The sequence below is a fragment of the Streptomyces sp. NPDC037083 genome (assembly GCF_055606485.1).
This window is the reverse complement of the sequence record NZ_JBVJSQ010000008.1, coordinates 329,119-347,527: the sequence shown is the minus strand read 5'-3', so window position 1 is coordinate 347,527 and position 18,409 is coordinate 329,119. Positions and strand designations below refer to the sequence as shown.

The window sequence follows — 18,409 nt, the reverse complement described above, 5'->3', positions numbered from 1 at the left end:
GCGGAGCGGGAGCCCCCGGCCGGGCACCGCTTGGTCGGACGTCCCCCTCTGTCCGGCTGTCCCGCTCGCCACCGCGCTCTCCAAGGGATCTGCGCCATCTGTCAGCGCACAGGGAAGGAAGACCAGTGGCAGACGGCGGCGAGCCACCAGCCGCAGGAACCTGCAAGTCACCGGAATCCTGGGGCTGGGCGCGGCCAGCGGATTGGTCCTCGCCTCTTGGCTGCTGATCGACCACAACGCCGAGACCTCCTCTTCGCCTCCCGGGCACATGGAAACCCCACTGCCGGTGACTCCCGCGCCGAAGGACCCCGCTCCCCGGACTCCAGGGCAGGCGAACCGCTCGCAGCCCGGCACGCCGGATCCGCCGCTCCCCGAGATCCCGGGCACGGGCGTCCTACGCGAAGGAGACAACGGCCATGGGGTCTACGAGTTGCAGGTACGTCTCCTGCAGATACCGAACATCTACGACGGTGGCCCGATCGATGGCCGCTACGACACGGGGGTCCGAGCGGCAGTGACCCTGTTTCAGAAGCGGTACGGGGTCAACGGCGATGAGAGCGGGGTCTACGGCGACAACACTCGTCTTGCCCTCATGCTGCGGACCACATAGCCGGCGACGGAAGGCCGGGCCCTGGGATCGCTTCGGCGCCCATCGTGGCAGGACGACGGAACTTCGGCTCTTCCAGCTGAGCCACCATGCCGTGGCTTGCGGATGGCCTGTGGTGTGTCGGGTACGAACTCACCGGCTCCCCTTCCGGGTGCGCCAGGTCGGGCTGCTGGGCCACGGCGCTGCCACCTGCGACGGGCCCCGCCGGCACCTGTGCCGGCTCCTCGCCGCGCGTCACGGGTTGCGACCGGTCCACCCATACGTTGTCGGCCAGGTGGGGGACCATCACATCGGCGAGTTCGCAGGCCCTCCGTCGCACGTCCAGCGTCGATCCGATGCGGGCGCCGGCCTGGTCGAGGAGCGCCGGGCGACGTCGGGTCCGGTGGCGTTCGGTGACGTCCACGACCGTCTCGGCCACCCCCAGGACCCGGCTGCCGGGATCTTCCCGTCGGAAGGCCCGGACGGACGCGGCCCGCACTGCTCGGTGGAGACCGGTGTTTGCCATGTGACGAGTTGAACTCAGTCAGGGCCTGCAGGCCGCCGGGCGCGGTGACACGGCCTGGCAGCCACCACCCGCACGGTCCCACGATGGATCCGCCTGGCCATCCACGCCACAGGGGCTGGGGCCACTGTCCTCGTTCATGCGCTGTGGCCGCCCGAGCGGCGACCGCCGAGCAGGCGCCCGCACGCCACGGCCTGCGTGCCGGAACGGCCCGTCACGTCAGGCTTGACGGGACGATCCCGTAGCGACGCATCTTGCGGTACATCGTGGCGCGGGAGATCCCGAGGTCCTGCGCGGTGCGCTGGACGTTGGAGTTGCGGTTCACCAACCCACGCAGAATGGCATCACGTTCCAGCGCCTCGATGGTGGTGAGGACCTTGTTCGACGACACCCGGCATTCCGGCGGCAGGTCCTCCACTTGGATCATCCGGCCCGAAGGCCGCCGCGCCAGGCCCCGGATCACCGACTCCAACTGCCGGACGTTCTCCGGCCAGGGGCATCGCTGCAGCATGGTCAGCGCATCCGGAGAGAGCCTGTTCTCGCCGCTCGGCCGGTACTTGCGCAGGAAGAACCGCGCCAGGTGCTCGGTGTCCCCATAGCGGTGACGAAGGGGAGGCACTTCCACCGAGGCGCCACAGAGTTGGTCGAGCTGGTCGCCGGCTCCGACCATCGACGGCTGGCCGGTCATGACCAGTTGCCCGGGCGCGCTGCCGTCCAGCCGCACCAGCAGGTTCGCCAGCCGCTGCCGCAGCCGGTCGCCGAGCAGGTGGACGTCGCTCAGGACGAGCACGTTGGACGGCACGCCAAGCAGCTCTCCGATGTCGTGCAGCCAGCGCTCGGTGACAGCCGGTGCATCCGACAGCGGCGCTTGCGTCAGCTCCAGCCGACGTCCGGCGCCGTGGGCCCGGTGCAGGGCCTCGACCAGCGTCCTCTTGCCGACGCCGGCTTCGCCCAGGAGATTGAGCCATGTCCCGGCGACGAACGCTGTTTCGCTGTCGGCGACCGCCCGCAGCCATTGCGGGGACGAGCCCACCAGTCCCAGGTCGGAGCGGGCGGGCGCGGCGGAAACCGCATCTGTGGGCTGGGGCCGTCCGATCAGCCGGACACGGAAGACGGCGCCCGCGTCACGGTCTTCGCGCCGACAGCGACTGACCCTGAGTTCGGCGACCCGTCCCGACGGCAGGGCGATGCTACGGGTCCCCTCCAGCCGGGGATGGCCGGCGATCTCACGGGCGTGGTCGAGCAGCGCATGGTGATCCGGCCCGGCCACGGCGGCACTGAGCTGCTCGTTCATCATGACGACATCACGGTTGAGGGCCAGCACGGGTCCCGGTCGCGCCGAGGAGCACGCCTCCATGTAGTCCTGGAAAAGAGCCCGCTCGCGCCGCGAGGTGATCGCAGCGATCTCGGCCTCGATCTGGGCCGCGACCGAGCGGGCGAAGGCCATCAGCATGCCGTCGGAGCCCTGACGGATGGTGGTGAGGTTGAAGGCTCCCAGCAGGGTGCGCCGGGTGGGATGCAGGATCGGTACGGCCGCGCAGCGGAAGTCCCGCAGCGCCTCGACGTAGTGCTCCATTCCGGCGATCATGACCGGGCGGCCGCTGGCCAGCGCGGTCCCGATGCCGTTGGTGCCCACGTAGCGCTCGGCGAACACATGGCCCGGTGCCAGGTGCACGCGGTTGAGGTTCGTCGTCAGCCCCTCGTGGGAGACCTTCCGGGAGAGGACCACGCCGTTGCGGTCTGTGACCATCGTGGAGACGGGGTCGTCGGCGAGTTGCTCGTGCAGCCTGTCCAGGATCGGCAGCGCCGCCCTGGCGAGGTGGCTGTCCAGATTGGGATTGTCCAGGTACGGAGCGTCGAGGCTGCCCGGCATCACCTCGTATTCCATCGAGCGATGCCATGAGGCCACCACGAGCGGCCGGGCGATTGGATCCTTGGTGACTTCCAGGTAGAGCTCTTTGGCTGCTCTCAGTGAGCTTCCGGGCTGTTGGCGGGGCATTAACACTCCCGTACTGCGCGCGTCACAATCCCTCGGTGCAGTGATTGGACCAGTTCGACGGTGTGACACCTACGGCGTGTATCACATTGAGACATTCGCGGACGGATTCTGAGACATCGACCTGCGAGCGGCGGCCTGTGTAATCGGCGCACCACCCACCCGCCGACTCGCAGGGAGCCGCTATGAAAGCCGTGCAGGTCATCGAGTACGACGAGCCGCCCGTGCTCGTGGACGTGCCGGACCCGCAGATCACCGGTCCGCTGGATGTGATCGTGAAGATCGGGGGCGCCGGAGTCTGCCGGACCGATCTGCACATCCTCGAAGGACAGTGGAAGGAGAAGAGCGGGGTCGCCCTCCCGTACACGATCGGCCACGAGAACGCCGGCTGGGTCGCGGAGGTCGGGCAAGCCGTCACCAACGTCAAGGTCGGTGACCCGGTCATCCTGCACCCGCTGGTGACCTGCGGTCTGTGCCGCGCCTGCCGGGCCGGCGACGACGTGCACTGCATGAACTCGGCCTTCCCCGGGATCGACGCCGACGGGGGCTACGCCGAGTACCTCAAGACCAGCGCCCGCTCTGTCGTGCCCCTCGCCCCGTCCCTGGAACCGGCCTCGGTGGCGGCCCTGGCCGACGCCGGGCTCACGGCGTACCACGCCGTCGCCAAGGCGGCCCGGGTGCTGCGGCCCGGCGACAAGGCCGTGGTCATCGGCGCCGGCGGACTCGGGCATATCGGAATTCAGGTGCTGCGGGCCCTGTCGCCGGTGGAGATGACCGTCATCGACCGCAGCCCGGAGGCCCTGGCTCTGGCCAAGGAACTGGGCGCCGACCACACCCTCGTCGCGGACGGAAGCGAAGCCGACCGCGTACGGGACCTCACCGGCGGTCACGGGGCGGAGGCCGTCCTGGACTTCGTCGGCGAGGGGGGCGCTGTCGAGACGGGCATGGCCTGCCTGCGCCGCAACGGCAACTACTACGTCATCGGCTACGGCGGCCACCTCCACGTGCCGACGATCGACGTCATCTCCACGGAGATCAACTTCATCGGCAACCTCGTGGGGTCCTACAACGACCTCTCCGAGCTGATGGTCCTGGCGGCCCAGGACAAGGTCACCCTGCACACCCAGCGATACCCCCTCGCCTCCTTCCGGCAGGCCCTCGACGACCTGGACACCGGGGCCGTACGCGGCCGAGCGATCTTGATCCCCTGACACCGCAGGAGAAGCCCCATGCGCAGCAGACCGTACAAGGCCCTGGTCGCCGTCGCCGCCGTCGCGGCCCTGACCGCCACCGCGTGCACCGCCCAGAACGAGGCACAGCAAAAGCCCAAGGAGAAAGCCGGACTCTTCAAGCCCGGCTCGGAGATCAGCTACCAGAAGTACGGCAAGGACTACCCGGCCACGAAGGCCAGGGACGTTCCCGGACCCTGCAGCTACGACTCGATCAGCCGCAAGGACTACTCCGGACAGACGCTGAAGATCATCAGCCACGCCGTTCCCGTCATCGGCGAGCCGACCCAGCTGCACGCCAAGCAGTTCGAGGACATCACCGGCGGGAAGGTCCAGGTGGTCAACGTCCCCTTCGGCGAGCTGCACCAGAAGATCCTCACGCCCCTCCAGGCGGGCCAGCCGGCGTACGACGTCATGTTCTACCCGTCCCTGTGGATCGGTGACATGGCCCCGTATCTGGCCCCGGTACCGGAGACGTACCTGGACAGCCCCGGCATGAAGGACGTCACCACGGCCTACATGGACGTGGCGACCTGGAACGGCAAGGTCGTGCAGTACCCGGTGGACGGTGACCGCCACTACCTCAAGGTCCGCACCGATGTACTGAAGGACCCCGAGCGGCAGGCGGAGTACAAGAAGGCAACGGGTAAGGAACTGCAGGTCCCGAGGACGTGGGCCGAGTACCAGGAGATCGCCAAGTTCTTCAGTGGCAAGGACCTCGACGGCGATGACAAGGCCAACTACGGCAGTGCCGAGGTGACCAAGCGCGACGACCTGACCTTCTCCGCGTTCATCAGCCGTGCGGCGCCGTACGTGAAGAACCCTGAGGTCAAGGGCGGCGTCTTCTTCGACCTCAAGACCATGAAGCCGCTGATCAACACGCCGGGCTTCGTCCGCGCGCTGGACGACATGGTGAGGGCCAGGTCGACCTGGGCGCCCGGCGGCGCCAACTTCGGCCTGGGAGACGAGATCTTCTCCTTCGGAGGCGGCCAGACCCTGATGTCCTACTCCTGGGACGACGCCTTCATCCAGGCCCAGCAGCCGGACAGCAGGATCCGCAACAAGGTCCAGGCGGCGCCGCTGCCGGGCTCCACGGAGGTCTACAACCGCACGACGAAGTCGTGGGACAAGAAGACGAACCAGGCTCCGTACTTCACCTGGGGATGGACCTCAGCGGTGGCCGAGGCCTCGCGCCACCAGCAGATGGCCTTCGACTACCTCTGCTTCTTCAGCAACGAGGCCAACACCGCCCTCGACCTGACCATCGGCCGATTCGGTGTCAACCCCTACCGCTTCACCCACTTCGACCCGGCGTTCTGGGAGAAGCAGGGCTGGGACAAGGACGTCGCCGAGTCGTACGTGCGCACGCTCGCCGGCATGGAGAAGAGCACCAACCGCGTCTTCGACCTGCGCGTTCCCGGTGTCAACCAGTACATGTCCGCGCTGGCCAACGGTGTCGCCGCGGCTCTGGCGGGACAGAGCTCCCCGCAGCAGGCACTGGACGACGTCGCCGAGGAATGGTCCAAGATCACCGACCAGATCGGCAAGGACAAGGTCCGAAGCGCCTATCGCAACGTGGTCGCGCTCGAGGACTACTCCTGATCCGACCGCAGGACACCCCCGGGTGACCGGACCGGACCGACCGGCCATCCGGGGGCGCCCGCCCCCTTCCGCAAGGAGAACCATGGACGGCCTGCGCCGGCACAAGAGCATGTTCCTGCTGCCGGGACTGCTCACGCTCTTTCTGATCATCGTCTTCCCGCTTCTGTTCACCATCCGCGTCAGCTTCTCCGGCTGGAACGTCAGCAACCCTGCGATGGACTTCATCGGAGGCGCCAACTACACCGCGATGCTGCACGACAGCCGCTTCTGGGCCTCCATCATCCGGCTGATCGTGCTGGCGGGCGGCACCGTCCTGATCCAGTACGCCATCGGGTTCGGTATGGCCCTGCTGGTCTGGCGCGAGGTACGCGGCCGCAGATTCTGGCGGGTGCTCTTTCTCGTCCCCATGATGACCACTCCGGTGGTGATGGCCGCCATCTGGCAGACGATCTTCCACGAGTCACTGGGACCCGCGAACGATCTGCTGGGGATGCTGGGCCTGACGAGAATTCCCTGGCTCACCGAGTCCGGTCCGGCGATGGTCGCGCTGATGACCGTCGAGGTCTGGCAGTGGACCCCCTTCATGTTCCTGTTGCTCCTGGCCGGCCTGCTCAGCCTTCCCAAGGAACCGTTCATGGCCGCCGCGATCGACGGCGCCGGCACTTGGCGCACCTTCTGGAAGGTGACCTTCCCGCTGATGGCGCCGGTCTCGGTCGCGGCGGTCATCATCCGGCTGATCGAGGCGTCCAAGCTGTCCGACAGCGTCTACGTATTGACGTCCGGTGGGCCGGGGTCCTCCACCGAGACCCCGGGCTACTACCTCTACATCCAGGGACTCCGCGATCAGCAGACCGGCTACGGCGGGGCGATGTCCCTGACCTACCTCGTCCTGATGATCGTCACGCTCACCGTTGTCGCCGCCCTGCTCACCAGGGCCTTCAAGCTGAAGGGGGACTCATGAGGTCGCGCCTTTATCCCGTATTCAAGTACACCGTGATCGCCTTGTGGGCCTGCTTCGTCGCGGGACCGTTCTTCTGGGCGATGACGACCAGCTTCAAGAACGCCAACGCCGTCCAGGGCGGTCCCACCTACATCCCATGGGTGCAGTACCAGCCCACTCTCACCGGCTGGCGCAACATCTTCGGCGGAGCCGGCGGTATCGATGTGATCGATCCCTTCATCAACAGCGCCATCATCACCATCGCCGCGTCCGCCATCAGCCTGGCCCTGGGATCCGTGGCCGCCTACGCGCTGTCCCGGTACCGGTTCAAGCTGGGCTTCATCAAGAACAGCGACATCGTCTTCTTCTTCGTCTCCCAGCGGATCATGCCGCCCGTCGTCCTGGTGATCCCCTTCTTCTACCTCCTGCAGTGGGGTGGCCTCCTGGACAGCATCCCGGGCCTGGTCATCGTGACGGTCGCACTGCTGCTGCCGATCGCGGTCTGGGTGATGGTGGACTTCTTCAACGGCATCCCTCGGGAGATCGACGAGATGGCGATGCTGGACGGCTGCCCCCCGTTCCAGACCTTCGTACGGGCGATCCTGCCGAACTCCCTGCCCGGGCTGACCGTGGCGGCGATGTTCTGCGCCGTGTTCGGCTGGAACGACTTCTTCTTCGCCTTCCGGCTGACCTTCACCGAGGTCCAGACCCTGCCCCAGGCGGTCGTCGCCCTCAACTCCTCCATCCCACCGTGGTGGACGCTGTCCGCCGCCGCGCTCTTCGGCGTGGCACCGCTGATCCTGCTCGCCCTCTGGGTGGAGCGCCTACTGTCCAAGGGGAACCTGTCGGGAGCGGTCCGATGAATTTCAGCGCCACTGATCTGTGCCTGACCGTCGACGGCGTCGACCACCTCAAGAACGTGACCGCCACCTTCCAGCCGGGACGGCTCCACACCGTCATCGGCCGGACGATGGCCGGGAAGACGACACTGCTGCGGGCCCTGGCCGGCCTGCAGAAAGTGGACTCCGGCTCGCTGACCCGGGCGGGAGCCGACTTCCTGAGGACGCCGGTGTGGCGGCGCGACACCGCCATGGTCTACCAGCAGTTCATCAACTACCCGCATCTCAACGTGTTCGACAACGTGGCCTTCCCGTTGAAGCGAGCCGGGCTGTCACGGAACGAGGTCCAGCGACGGGTCCGGCAGAGCCTGGCGAGCGTGGGGCTTGCGGACTTCGAGAAGCGCAAGCCCTCCCAACTCTCCGGCGGGCAGCAGCAGCGCGTCGCGATGGCTCGCGCCCTGGCCCGCAGTACCGGCATCCTCCTGCTCGACGAACCGTTGGCGAACCTGGACTACAAGTTGCGCGAACAGCTGCGCGACGAGTTCAAGGCCCTCTTCTCGGACCAGGGCGACACGATCGTCATCTACACGACCACCGAACCCGCCGAGGCCATGATGCTCGGGGACGTGGTCCTGGTCATGCACGAGGGACGGATCCTCCAGACCGGCACCCCGCAGGAGGTCTTCGAACATCCGGCGACCACCGCGGTGGCGTCCATCATCAACGACCCGCCCATGAACATCTTCGCGGGCCGGACCGAGGGAGGCCAGGTCATGGTGACCGGCTTCCAGGCCACGCACGTCTCCGCGCACCTGGCCGACCTGCCCGACGGTGCCTACCAGTTCGGCCTGCGCGCCACCGACGTCAGCCTGGCTCCCAGTGGGGTCGAGGCCGAGGTCACCTTCGTCGAGATCTCCGGCTCCGAGACCTTCGTCCATGTGGTCGTCGGCGAGGCCCCCTTCGTCGTACAGATCGAGGGCATCCACGACGTCGCCCTCGGCGACCTGGTCAGACTTCGGCTCCGTCCCGACCGGCTGTTCGCCTTCGACGAGCAGGGGACGCTCGTGCGAACACCTTCATACGATCTCGCTTCAGTGGAAGGGCGCTGATATGGCGCAGTTGGACATCGTCGACGTCGGACACACGTACACGCCGGGTGCCGAGGAGGAGCAGTGGGCTCTCAAGCCGCTGAAACTGACCTTTGAGTCCGGCAAGACCTATGCACTGGTCGGGCCCTCGGGCTGCGGCAAGACGACGCTGCTGAACATCCTGTCCGGCCTGGTCAGACCATCCCGGGGACAGGTGCTGTTCGACGGCGTCGACGTCACCGCCCTGCCCACCAAGGCGCGCAACATCGCCCAGGTCTTCCAGTTCCCCGTCATCTACAGGTCGATGACGGTCTACGAGAACCTCGCCTTCCCGCTGCAGTGCCGGCGCTGGGACAAGGCGAGGATCGCCGCCAAGGTGCAGCAGGTCGCCGAGGCCCTGGACCTGCACGATCGGCTGCGCCAACCCGCCCGCGGCCTCACCGCCGACGACAAGCAGCTGATCTCGCTCGGCCGCGGCCTGGTCCGTGACGACGTGGCGGCCGTCCTGATGGACGAGCCGCTGACCGTCATCGACCCACAGCTGAAGCACTCATTGCGGCGCAAGATCCGTGAGATCACCGAACAGTTCCAGCCCACGGTGATCTACGTGACCCACGACCAGTACGAGGCGATGAGCTTCGCGCAGGAATTGCTGGTCATGAAGGATGGCCGCGCCGTGCAGCAGGGCACCCCGGAGCAGCTCTTCGAGGCGCCCTCCTCCACCTACGTCGGCTACTTCATCGGCTCACCGGCGATGAACTTCCTTGCCCTCGACCGTAACGACGGGCCCTTCGAGCTGGGCGGCCGGACGCTGTCCGTCGCCTGGGACATCCCCCACAGCACGGCCGACGTCCAGGTCGGCGTCCGGCCCGAATACGTCAGGGTCGTCACGGACCCCGGCCTCAACACCTTCCCCGGCCGACTGCGGGGGGTCAGCGACCACGGCGCACAGCGCGTGCTCGAGGTGGAAGTCGCCGGGCAACTCGTCAGGGCCAAGACGCCGCGGGAGGAGGGAGTTCCGGTCGGCGAGGAGGTCCTCGTGCACCTGCCGCGCGCCAAGGTCCTTCCGTACACGGACGGTCGGTTGGCGCTCCGGTCGTAACGACCGTCGGGCATGCCCGCGCCCCTGCCCGCCCGACCGCAGCGCGTTGGGGGCCGCGGGCCGTGCGGCGGAATGCCGCGACGCTCAGGTGTCGGGGGGTCCGTAAACCGGCGACGGCAAGCCGAGCTCGTACGATCGTGTCGCCATGAGTCCTGATGGCGCGGCCGGAAAGCAAGCAAAGCCCCGCTTGCCCGTGGATCGCCTCGTCGTCCCCGCCGACGCCGTACGCAATGCCTGTTTGACACAGGACGCACAGACATCAGCGAAGGGAATCCCATGATCTTCATCACCGCCAAGTTCCGAGTCCGTCCCGAGCACGCCGACCGTTGGCCCGAGATCACCGCCGACTTCACCCGAGCCACGCGCGCCGAGCCCGGCTGCCTGTGGTTCTCCTGGTCGCGCAGCGTGGAGGAGCCGACGGAGTACGTCCTGGTCGAGGCCTTCCGCGACGAAGAGGCCGGGGTCACGCATGTGCAGTCCGGGCACTTCAAGGCTGCGCGGCAGACGCTGCCGCCCCATCTGCTCGAGACGCCGCGCATCGTGAACGCGATCGTTCCGCAGGACGACTGGTCGCTCCTCGGGGAGATGGCGGTTCCCGGACAGGAGTAGGTCTCTGTCCGTCCCGCCGTACCTGTCCTCGCCCGGTCAGCGCCAGATGTCTGTATGTGACGCCGCGTGGTCGGCACCGAACCGCCGTACCCCGAGGGTGACACCCCGACCCCACTGCGACGGCCCAGCCGGAGCCTCCCATCGCCGGACCCGAGGGTCCTTCCGTACGAAGGCCGGCGGTTCGGGGCCCGGACCATAGGCGGGCCAGCGACCCGCACCCCGCCCTGGCGTTGACCATTTCAGCTGGTCAACGACGTGTGAGCTCCTAACCATCAGCAGACGAAGAACATCCTTTGTTCCTACAGCCCCAAGAAGCTCGGGTTCTTCTAGAGCTCGCACCCGGTCGCGGCCCCGGGTCGCCGCCACCACGGCGGCGACCCGGGGCCGTCGGCGATGGCTTCAGGAAGGGACGGGGGAAGCCGCACCGGAGGTCTTCATCGATGCACCCTTTCGTTTGCGGCAGGCCCCATCAGGTGCGGGTCCAGCGTTGGTTGCTGCCGTTCGAGCAGGAGTAGAGCTGGATCAGGGTGCCGTTGGCGGTGCCGCCCGCGACGGCGTCGAGGCACAGGCCGGACTGGACGCCGACGACGGATCCGTCGGAGTTGAGGCGCCATTTCTGGTTGTCGCCGCCCCAGCAGCTGTAGATCTGGACTTTGGCGCCGTTGCCGGTGCCCGCGGCGTCCAGGCACTTGTTGCCGTAGACCCGGAGCTCGCCGGCGGCGGTGTACGTCCACTGCTGGTTGGTGCCGTTGTGGCAGTCCCACAGGTTGAGCTGGGTGCCGTCGGCGGTACTGGTGCCGGGCACGTCCAGGCAGCGGCCGGAACCGACGCCCTTGATCGGTCCGGAATCCGAAGGGGGCGTGGAGGTGCCGCCGTTGAGTGCGTTGAGGACGGCGGTGTAGGCGGGCTTCTTGCTGCCGTCGCCGTTGAACAGCAGCGGTGTGTGCTCCGGTCGCCAGGAGTCGGTGTCGCGCACACCCCAGACGGTGATGCCGAGGCAGCGCGGGACGGCCAGGCAGTCGTTGGTCACGTTGGCGTAGGTCGTGGCCGGGGCGCCCTGGATGTCGAGTTCGGTGACGGCCACGTCGACGCCGAGGGCGGCGAAGTTCTGCAGGGTGGTGCGGAAGTTGCTGTTGTAGGGGCTGCCGCTGTTGAAGTGCGACTGGAAGCCGACGCAGTCGATCGGCACGCCGCGCTGCTTGAAGTCCCGGACCATGCTGTACACGGCCTGGGTTTTGGCCCAGGTCCAGTCCTCGACGTTGTAGTCGTTGTAGCAGAGCTTGGCGGCCGGGTCGGCGGTGCGCGCGGTGCGGAAGGCGACCTCGATCCAGTCGTTGCCGGTGCGTTGCAGGTTGGAGTCGCGGCGGGCTCCCGAACTTCCGTCGGCGAAGGCCTCGTTCACGACGTCCCACTGGGCGATCTTGCCCTTGTAGTGGGCCATCACACCGTTGATGTGGTTGATCATCGCCTGGCGCAGCGTGCTGCCGCTGAGGCTCTGCATCCAGCCGGGCTGCTGGGAGTGCCAGGCCAGGGTGTGGCCGCGTACCTGCTTGCCGTTCTGCACCGCCCAGTTGTAGACGCGGTCACCGGCGGTGAAGTTGAACTGGCCCCGCTGCGGTTCGGTGGCGTCGATCTTCATCTCGTTCTCGGCCGTCACCGAGTTGAACTCACGGCCCGCGATCGTCGTGTACGCCGAGTCGCCCAGCCGGCCCGAGGCGATGGCGGTGCCGAAGTAGCGGCCGCTCTGCGCCGCCGCGGCGCCGAGCGTGTTCTCGGCCGCGTGTGCGGTCGGCGGCGCGACCAGTGTGGCGACCGTGCCGAGGACGCCGACGACCAGCGTCAACAACAGGCCTCGGATCCTCCGGCGGACAACGGATCCGGGAAGGGCATACGAGCCCATGACTGTGCCTCCAAGGTAGAGATCACGGAAGGGATGAAGCGCAGGGGAATGCGTCGTCCGCTCCCAGTCGGCGGACTGACGGGACGGGCCGGAACCGGGGCAGCACGGAATCACCGGACATCGCGGTCATGGGACCGGGACGATTGCGGCTCTGCCGTGCAGTCGTGCGTGGATCTGCCGTGCAGCAACGGTTGCTCGGGGCCGGAGTCGTTCGATATCTCGACCCTCGGCCGGGCTCTCAGAAAGGGATGATTGAGGTGTTGACGATGGATCGTCAACACTCTCCGCAGAAGAAGTTTCCGTTCCTCGCCCGAAACTTTCCGTCCCGGCGGGCCGGACGGCGAACCCTCGGCGCCGCCCTCGGCGGATGCCGTAGGACCGGAGCCGGGGCCTTGGCCGGGACGGGTGTGGCCGGTTGGCGCGACATCCCGTCAGGCCCAGCGGGGAGGCGCTGTTTGTGGACAGATCAGCGACAGGCCTTGACCGAAGGGCCCCGCATTCCTAGCTTGTGACGTCGAATCATCCGGGAATTCTTCGAAACTTTCGAGATCGTCCCTGTCCCCCGGCACGTCCACTGCGCGGTTCATCGGGGTCACTTCACCCCCACCCCCGAAGGAGGCCCTCTGATGTGGTTTCGCCACCCGTCCCCGGTCCGTCTCAGACGATTGCTCGCCGTCCTCGCGCCCCTGCTGCTCGTGGCCGCCTTCCTCGGCGCCCAGCCCGCCGGCGCGGCGACCGTAGACCCCAACGCCTCGTATGTGCTGGTCAACCGCAACAGCGGCAAGGCCCTGGACGTGTACAACATGGCGACCGACGACGGCGCCCGCATCACCCAGTGGACCAGGAACGACCAGAACCAGCAGCAGTGGCAGTTCGTCGATTCCGGGGGCGGCTACTACCGCATCAAGTCCCGCCACTCCGGCAAGGTGCTGGACGTCCACAACTGGTCCACCGCGAACGGCGGCTCGATCGTCCAGTGGGCCGACCTGAACGGCACCAACCAGCAGTGGCGGCTGGCCGACAGCTCGGACGGCTACGTGAGGTTCATCTCGCGCCACAGCAACAGGGCCCTCGAAGTGCAAGGCGCCTCCACCGCCGACAACGCGAACATCGTCCAGTACGACGACTGGGGCGGCACCAACCAGCAGTGGCAGCTAGTCAAGGCCGGCGGCGAGAATCCCGGCCCGTGCGAGCTGCCGTCGGCCTACCGTTGGACGTCGACGGGCGCACTGGCGCAGCCCAAGCCGGGGTGGGTCTCGCTCAAGGACTTCACCGTCGTCCCCTACAACGGCAGGCAACTCGTCTACGCGACGACGCACGACACGGGGACGAGTTGGGGTTCGATGAACTTCGGCCTGTTCACCAATTGGTCGGAGATGGCCTCGGCCGGCCAGAACACGATGTCGGCTTCCACCGTCGCGCCCACGCTCTTCTACTTCGCGCCGAAGAACATCTGGGTGCTCGCCTACCAGTGGGGCGGGACCGCCTTCTCCTACCGGACGTCGAGCGACCCCACCAACCCCAATGGCTGGTCATCCCAGCAGGTGCTCTTCTCCGGCAGCATCTCCGGCTCCGGAACAGGACCCATCGACCAGACCCTCATCGGTGACGGGACGAACATGTACCTGTTCTTCGCCGGTGACAACGGCAAGATCTACCGGGCGAGCATGCCGATCGGGAACTTCCCGGGCAGCTTCGGAACGACCTCGACAGTGATCATGAGCGATACGACGAACAACCTGTTCGAAGCCCCTCAGGTCTACAAGCTGCAGGGCCAGAACCGCTACCTCATGATCGTCGAGGCGATCGGCTCGCAGGGCCGCTACTTCCGCTCGTTCACGGCCACCAGTCTGAACGGCTCATGGACGCCCCAGGCCGCGACCGAGAGCAACCCCTTCGCCGGCAAGGCCAACAGTGGTGCCACCTGGACCAACGACATCAGCCATGGCGAACTGATCCGCACCGGCGCCGATCAGACCATGACCGTCGATCCCTGCAATCTGCAGTTGCTCTACCAGGGGCGCAGCCCCAACTCCGGCGGCGACTACGGCCTCCTGCCCTACCGTCCGGGTCTGCTCACACTGCGGCGCTGACGGTATGACACGAGTCCGGCCCCGGCAGGGAGCCGGCGTGGCGGGCTCGGCGGAAGGCCGAGCCCGCCCGGGTCACGCGACGACGCCGGGTCGCGCGCGGCACACCTGACCTGGTCGGGGCCGACCACCCGCCGCGACCACGTCAGGGATGGTAGATGTCCCAGCCCGTCGACCCGGTGGGTGAAGGGCTCGGCGTCGACCGGTCCGCGTCGCACTGTGCGGGGTCCTGCGCCGGGAGCAGCCGGTGCACACCGATCCGCTCCGTCCCGAACCGCACCTGAGCGGCCTCGGCGGTGGCCAATTCCCCTGTCACCCGCGGCAGTTCCCTGCCGGCCAGGGGCCTGCCCGCGTACGCCGCGACAAGGACACGGGTGCACGTGCCGTCCCGTCCGGTGGGCAGGCCGCTCGGGAAAGCGACGGTCCGGGTGCTGCTGCCGTCCACGGACAGTCCGTAGCGCATCAGGAACGACGTCTCCGGCCCCGTCGTCCTGGCGGTGAGGACCCAGAACTCGACCTGTACGGCGAGTGGTCGGCACAGCGCCCGGACATCGCCCGTACGCCGTGGGTGGATGACGACCGATGCCTTGCCGTGCGACGGTCCGGCCCCGTCGGCCGTCCCGTGGAAGGCGACCGCGCTCCGCAGCCAGGCGGCCTGCTGCCGTCCCGACCAGTCGCCGTCGTCACGGCAGCCGCCGGTCTGCGCGCCCGCGGACGCCTTCGAGCAGCCGACGGCGAGCAGGGCGAGGACCGCCGCGCCCGCCGTCAGGGCTCCGTGGCGGAAGCGGATCTGGGTGCTGTGCATGGTCTCCCTCGATCGGAACGGGACGGGTGCGGACACCGCGCGGCCCGGGCGGCGAGCAGTCTGCTGGCGCCTCGCCCGCGCCGGGGGCAGCGGGGGCCCGCTGTGTCCGTCCCGTGATCAAGGAGGCGGCCCGGGGTCCGGCAGAGGGTGTGCCGTCCGTCTCGCGGCAAAGGTCCCGCGGGGCTCGCCGGGAGACGGTTTGCCTGAGAGTCGCCTCGATTTCGGCGATTCGTAGCCGAATTTTCCAAACGGTTGAACGCCTGTCGTCCTCTCTCCACGATTTGCCTGTCAAGTGCCCGACGGCCAGGCCTCGGGCCCCAGCGCTGCAGAAGCGAGACCAGCATGGTGCGTGTCCGTGCGTCCCTGTCCCAGCTGCCCGCCTACGTTCCGGGCCGCAAACTGCCCGGGGCCATCGTGCTGGCCAGCAACGAGTCCCCCTACGGGTTGCTGCCGGGGGTGGCCGCGACCCTCGCGGAGGCCGCCGGCGGCGTGTCGCGGTACCCCGATCTGCACGCCGCCTCGCTGGTCGAGGCCCTGGCGGCGCACCACGGGGTCGAGCCGGACCGGATCGCGGTGGGCGCGGGTTCCTCCGAGGTGTGCGGGCAGTTGCTGCACACCGTCGTGGGACCCGGCGACGAGGTCGTCTTCGGCTGGCGGTCGTTCGAGGCGTATCCGATCCTCACCGCCGTGGCGGGCGGTACGGCGGTGCGGGTGCCGCTGCGCGACCATGCCCTCGACCTCGACGCCATGGCCGCGGCGATCACCGCCCGTACCCGGCTGGTCTTCGTGTGCAACCCCAACAACCCGACGTCCACGGCTGTCGGTACGCGGGCCCTGACCGACTTCGCGGACCGGGTGCCGCGGGACGTGCTGATCGTCGTCGACGAGGCGTACCGGGAGTACGCCGATCCCGACCGGGTCCCCGACGGCCTCGCCCTGCTCGGGGACCGGCCGAACGTGGCGGTGCTGCGGACCTTCTCGAAGGCGTACGGACTGGCGGGACTCCGGGTCGGCTACTGCGTCGCGCCGCCCGGGATCGCCGCGCACGTGCGCCGCACGCAGGTGCCGTTCAGCGTCAGCGCGCTCGCCCAGCGGGCCGCGGTCGTCGCCCTCGGCGAGGGCGCGGAGGTCGCCCGGCGGGCCGCCCTCACGGTCACCGAACGCGAGCGTGTCACCGAGGGGTTGCGGGCGCTCGGCCATGACGTGCCCGACTCGCAGTCCAACTTCGTCTGGCTGCCGCTCGGCGACGACAGCGCGCGGTTCGCCCGGCGTTGCGCCGACGGGAAGGTCGTGGTCCGGCCGTTCCCCGGCGAGGGCGTACGGGTGACGATCGGGCTGCCGGAGGAGAACGACGCCCTGCTCGCACTCGCGACGAGCCCGAGAGGCTGACGGCCGTGCGTCCCGGTCCCTACGAGCGCCACGGCGAGCTGCTGCAGAGCGTCGTCCGCGCGATCGCCGCCGGCGAGTGCCGTCGCCCCTTCACCGAGGCGACCGGTCAGGACGCGGCCGACGCGGGCATGAGGTCGACCCGCACGGCGCGAAAGGTGTTCCGCTCGCTGCTGGGACGGCCCTTCGACCTGGGGCAGCCCGGCGGCCTCGGCCTCGTGCGCACGGAGTCGTCGCCGTACGCCGCCGGTCCGGCCGTCGCCTACCCCCGCTGTGACCCCGCGGCGCTGGTCGCGGCCGCCGAGCGGGCTGCGGCCGGCTGGCGGGTCGCCGGGCCGCACGAGCGCGCCGGGCTCGCCGTGGAGATCCTGCGCCGGCTCAACACCCGCAGCCACGAACTGGCCCTCGCGGTGCACCACACCACCGGCCAGTCCCTGCGAGCGGCCTTTCACGCCGCCGGGCCGCACGCCCAGGACCGTGCCCTGGAAGCGGTGGCCCGCGCCTTCGCCGAGTCGGAACGACTCCCCGCCGACCTGCACTGGGAGAGCGCCGAACGAGGCGGGCTGCCACGCGCGCTGCGGGGCACCTGCGTCCTGGTGCCCCGTGGGGTGTCGCTGCTCGTCGGCTGTCCCGACTTCCCGCTCTGGAACGGTTGTCCGGGCCTGTTCGCCAGCCTGGTGACCGGCAACCCGGTGGTCGTCGCTCCGCACCCGCACTCGGTGCTGCCGCTGGCGATCACGGTGCGGGTCGCCCGGCAGGTACTGGCGGAGGCCGGTCACTCCCCCGACCTCGTGACCCTGGCGGTGGCGGAACCCGAGCGGCAGGTGCACCGGCAGCTGGCCACGCACCCTGCGGTGCGCATCGTCGACTTCACGGGCTCGGCGCGCTTCGCCGACTGGCTGGAGCAACACGCCCGGCAGGCCGCCGTGTTCGCCGACCGGACCGGACTGAACACCATGGTCGTGGACTCGACCGACGACTACCGGGGCCTGGTACGGGCGCTCGCCCTCTCCTCGTGCCGGTGCAACGGCACGGTGCGGACCACGCCGCAGAACATCCTGGTACCGGAGCGGGGCCTGAGCACCGACGAAGGGCACAGAACACTGCGGGACCTCGGGGCCGACCTCGGCGACGCCGTCGACCGGCTGCTGGGTCATCCCGCCCGCGCGGCAAGGGTGTTGGGCGCGGTCACCTCCGACGAGGTACGGGGCGCCCTGACGGAGGCCGCGCGGTACGGCCCGGTCGTGCACGCCTCCGGCCCCGTGCCGCACCCCGACCACCCGGAGGCCGATCTGCGCAGCCCGCTGCTGGTGCGGCTGCGCGCCTCGGACGAGCGGGTCTACACGCGCGAGTGGCCCGGTCCGGTGACCTTCCTGGTGGGCACCGACTCTACCTCGCACAGCCTGGCGCTGCTGCGCCGCACGGTGGCGCGGCACGGGGCGCTCTACGCCTCGGTGCACTCCACCGACCCGTTGGTGCTGGCGGCCGCCGAGACCGCGGCGCTGGACGCCGGGGTGCACCTGGTGGAGAACCTCGACGACCTGCCCGCCGACCCGTCCTCGGCCCTCGCCGAACTGCCGGGCGGCGGCGCCCACTTCGTCACCGGGCGGTTCCGCGTCGTGCGCTCGCGGAGGCACGCGCCGCCGACGGCCGCCGTCCCGGCACCGGACCGGCTCGAGGCCGCCGCCGCGCTCATCGACGTATGACCGCACCC

15 protein-coding genes are annotated in these 18,409 nt (G+C 68.9%); 11 read left to right on the top strand and 4 right to left on the bottom strand.

Annotated features, from left to right (window positions below):
• Positions 1–268 precede the first annotated feature (268 nt).
• Complete coding sequence (locus tag ACZ7DE_RS23355) at positions 269–610, top strand: peptidoglycan-binding domain-containing protein (RefSeq protein WP_470764150.1); 342 nt, start codon at positions 269–271, stop codon at positions 608–610.
• Here the strand turns inward: ACZ7DE_RS23355 and ACZ7DE_RS23350 are convergent.
• Complete coding sequence (locus ACZ7DE_RS23350; RefSeq protein WP_470764148.1) at positions 591–1,025, bottom strand: hypothetical protein; 435 nt, start codon at positions 1,023–1,025, stop codon at positions 591–593. The genes ACZ7DE_RS23355 and ACZ7DE_RS23350 overlap by 20 nt on opposite strands.
• Positions 1,026–1,323: 298 nt before the next feature.
• Positions 1,324–3,108 carry a sigma-54-dependent Fis family transcriptional regulator gene (locus ACZ7DE_RS23345; RefSeq protein WP_470764146.1) on the bottom strand — a complete coding sequence of 595 codons (1,785 nt, stop codon included), beginning with the start codon at positions 3,106–3,108 and terminating at the stop codon, positions 1,324–1,326.
• Positions 3,109–3,290: 182 nt separating this feature from the next.
• On the opposite strand from ACZ7DE_RS23345, the gene ACZ7DE_RS23340 reads away from it, so the two are divergent.
• The 7 genes from ACZ7DE_RS23340 (at position 3,291) to ACZ7DE_RS23310 (ending at position 10,514) form a co-directional block, all read left to right on the top strand.
• Positions 3,291–4,316 (top strand): NAD(P)-dependent alcohol dehydrogenase, encoded by a 1,026-nt coding sequence (locus tag ACZ7DE_RS23340; protein WP_470764144.1) that lies wholly within the window; start codon positions 3,291–3,293, stop codon positions 4,314–4,316.
• A gap of 18 nt (positions 4,317–4,334) precedes the next feature.
• Positions 4,335–5,936 (top strand): extracellular solute-binding protein, encoded by a 1,602-nt coding sequence (locus ACZ7DE_RS23335; RefSeq protein ID WP_470764142.1) that lies wholly within the window; start codon positions 4,335–4,337, stop codon positions 5,934–5,936.
• A gap of 82 nt (positions 5,937–6,018) precedes the next feature.
• Positions 6,019–6,897: a carbohydrate ABC transporter permease gene (locus ACZ7DE_RS23330; protein ID WP_470764139.1), complete on the top strand. Its 879-nt coding sequence runs from the start codon at positions 6,019–6,021 to the stop codon at positions 6,895–6,897.
• Positions 6,894–7,739, top strand: a complete 846-nt coding sequence (locus tag ACZ7DE_RS23325; RefSeq protein ID WP_470764137.1) for a carbohydrate ABC transporter permease — start codon at positions 6,894–6,896, stop codon at positions 7,737–7,739. Before ACZ7DE_RS23330 ends, ACZ7DE_RS23325 begins: the two co-directional genes overlap by 4 nt.
• The gene (locus ACZ7DE_RS23320) at positions 7,736–8,824 is read left to right on the top strand and encodes an ABC transporter ATP-binding protein (protein WP_470764134.1); all 1,089 of its coding nucleotides are present in this window, start codon (positions 7,736–7,738) and stop codon (positions 8,822–8,824) included. Before ACZ7DE_RS23325 ends, ACZ7DE_RS23320 begins: the two co-directional genes overlap by 4 nt.
• Before the next feature lies 1 nt (position 8,825).
• A complete protein-coding gene (locus ACZ7DE_RS23315; protein WP_470764132.1) occupies positions 8,826–9,905 on the top strand; it encodes an ABC transporter ATP-binding protein in 1,080 nt (359 codons plus the stop codon).
• 276 nt (positions 9,906–10,181) lie between these two features.
• Positions 10,182–10,514, top strand: a complete 333-nt coding sequence (locus ACZ7DE_RS23310) for a putative quinol monooxygenase (RefSeq protein ID WP_470764130.1) — start codon at positions 10,182–10,184, stop codon at positions 10,512–10,514.
• Positions 10,515–10,983: 469 nt separating this feature from the next.
• On the opposite strand, the gene ACZ7DE_RS23305 is transcribed toward ACZ7DE_RS23310, so the two are convergent.
• On the bottom strand, positions 10,984–12,414 hold the full coding sequence (locus tag ACZ7DE_RS23305; protein ID WP_470764129.1) for an endo-1,4-beta-xylanase: 1,431 nt from the start codon (positions 12,412–12,414) through the stop codon (positions 10,984–10,986).
• Positions 12,415–13,040: 626 nt separating this feature from the next.
• Here ACZ7DE_RS23305 and ACZ7DE_RS23300 point away from each other — a divergent pair.
• Positions 13,041–14,507, top strand: coding sequence for a non-reducing end alpha-L-arabinofuranosidase family hydrolase (locus ACZ7DE_RS23300; protein ID WP_470764128.1), 1,467 nt, complete (start codon positions 13,041–13,043; stop codon positions 14,505–14,507).
• Positions 14,508–14,649: 142 nt separating this feature from the next.
• Here the strand turns inward: ACZ7DE_RS23300 and ACZ7DE_RS23295 are convergent, their stop codons facing one another.
• Complete coding sequence (locus ACZ7DE_RS23295; protein ID WP_470764126.1) at positions 14,650–15,309, bottom strand: hypothetical protein; 660 nt, start codon at positions 15,307–15,309, stop codon at positions 14,650–14,652.
• A gap of 342 nt (positions 15,310–15,651) precedes the next feature.
• Between ACZ7DE_RS23295 and hisC the strand changes: the two genes are divergently transcribed.
• On the top strand, positions 15,652–16,698 hold the full coding sequence (hisC, locus tag ACZ7DE_RS23290; RefSeq protein ID WP_470764124.1) for a histidinol-phosphate transaminase: 1,047 nt from the start codon (positions 15,652–15,654) through the stop codon (positions 16,696–16,698).
• Between the two features lie 5 nt (positions 16,699–16,703).
• Positions 16,704–18,401: an aldehyde dehydrogenase family protein gene (locus ACZ7DE_RS23285; protein WP_470764120.1), complete on the top strand. Its 1,698-nt coding sequence runs from the start codon at positions 16,704–16,706 to the stop codon at positions 18,399–18,401.
• Positions 18,402–18,409: the final 8 nt, after the last annotated feature.

Coding starts and splice junctions, on each gene's coding strand:
- ACZ7DE_RS23310 (WP_470764130.1), top strand. CDS start 10,182: ATGATCTTCATCACCGCCAAGTTCCGAGTCCGTCCCGAGCACGCCGAC.
- ACZ7DE_RS23340 (WP_470764144.1), top strand. CDS start 3,291: ATGAAAGCCGTGCAGGTCATCGAGTACGACGAGCCGCCCGTGCTCGTG.
- ACZ7DE_RS23305 (WP_470764129.1), bottom strand. CDS start 12,414: ATGGGCTCGTATGCCCTTCCCGGATCCGTTGTCCGCCGGAGGATCCGA.
- ACZ7DE_RS23345 (WP_470764146.1), bottom strand. CDS start 3,108: ATGCCCCGCCAACAGCCCGGAAGCTCACTGAGAGCAGCCAAAGAGCTC.
- ACZ7DE_RS23330 (WP_470764139.1), top strand. CDS start 6,019: ATGGACGGCCTGCGCCGGCACAAGAGCATGTTCCTGCTGCCGGGACTG.
- ACZ7DE_RS23320 (WP_470764134.1), top strand. CDS start 7,736: ATGAATTTCAGCGCCACTGATCTGTGCCTGACCGTCGACGGCGTCGAC.
- ACZ7DE_RS23315 (WP_470764132.1), top strand. CDS start 8,826: ATGGCGCAGTTGGACATCGTCGACGTCGGACACACGTACACGCCGGGT.
- ACZ7DE_RS23335 (WP_470764142.1), top strand. CDS start 4,335: ATGCGCAGCAGACCGTACAAGGCCCTGGTCGCCGTCGCCGCCGTCGCG.
- ACZ7DE_RS23300 (WP_470764128.1), top strand. CDS start 13,041: ATGTGGTTTCGCCACCCGTCCCCGGTCCGTCTCAGACGATTGCTCGCC.
- ACZ7DE_RS23295 (WP_470764126.1), bottom strand. CDS start 15,309: ATGCACAGCACCCAGATCCGCTTCCGCCACGGAGCCCTGACGGCGGGC.
- ACZ7DE_RS23355 (WP_470764150.1), top strand. CDS start 269: ATGGAAACCCCACTGCCGGTGACTCCCGCGCCGAAGGACCCCGCTCCC.
- ACZ7DE_RS23325 (WP_470764137.1), top strand. CDS start 6,894: ATGAGGTCGCGCCTTTATCCCGTATTCAAGTACACCGTGATCGCCTTG.
- hisC (WP_470764124.1), top strand. CDS start 15,652: ATGGTGCGTGTCCGTGCGTCCCTGTCCCAGCTGCCCGCCTACGTTCCG.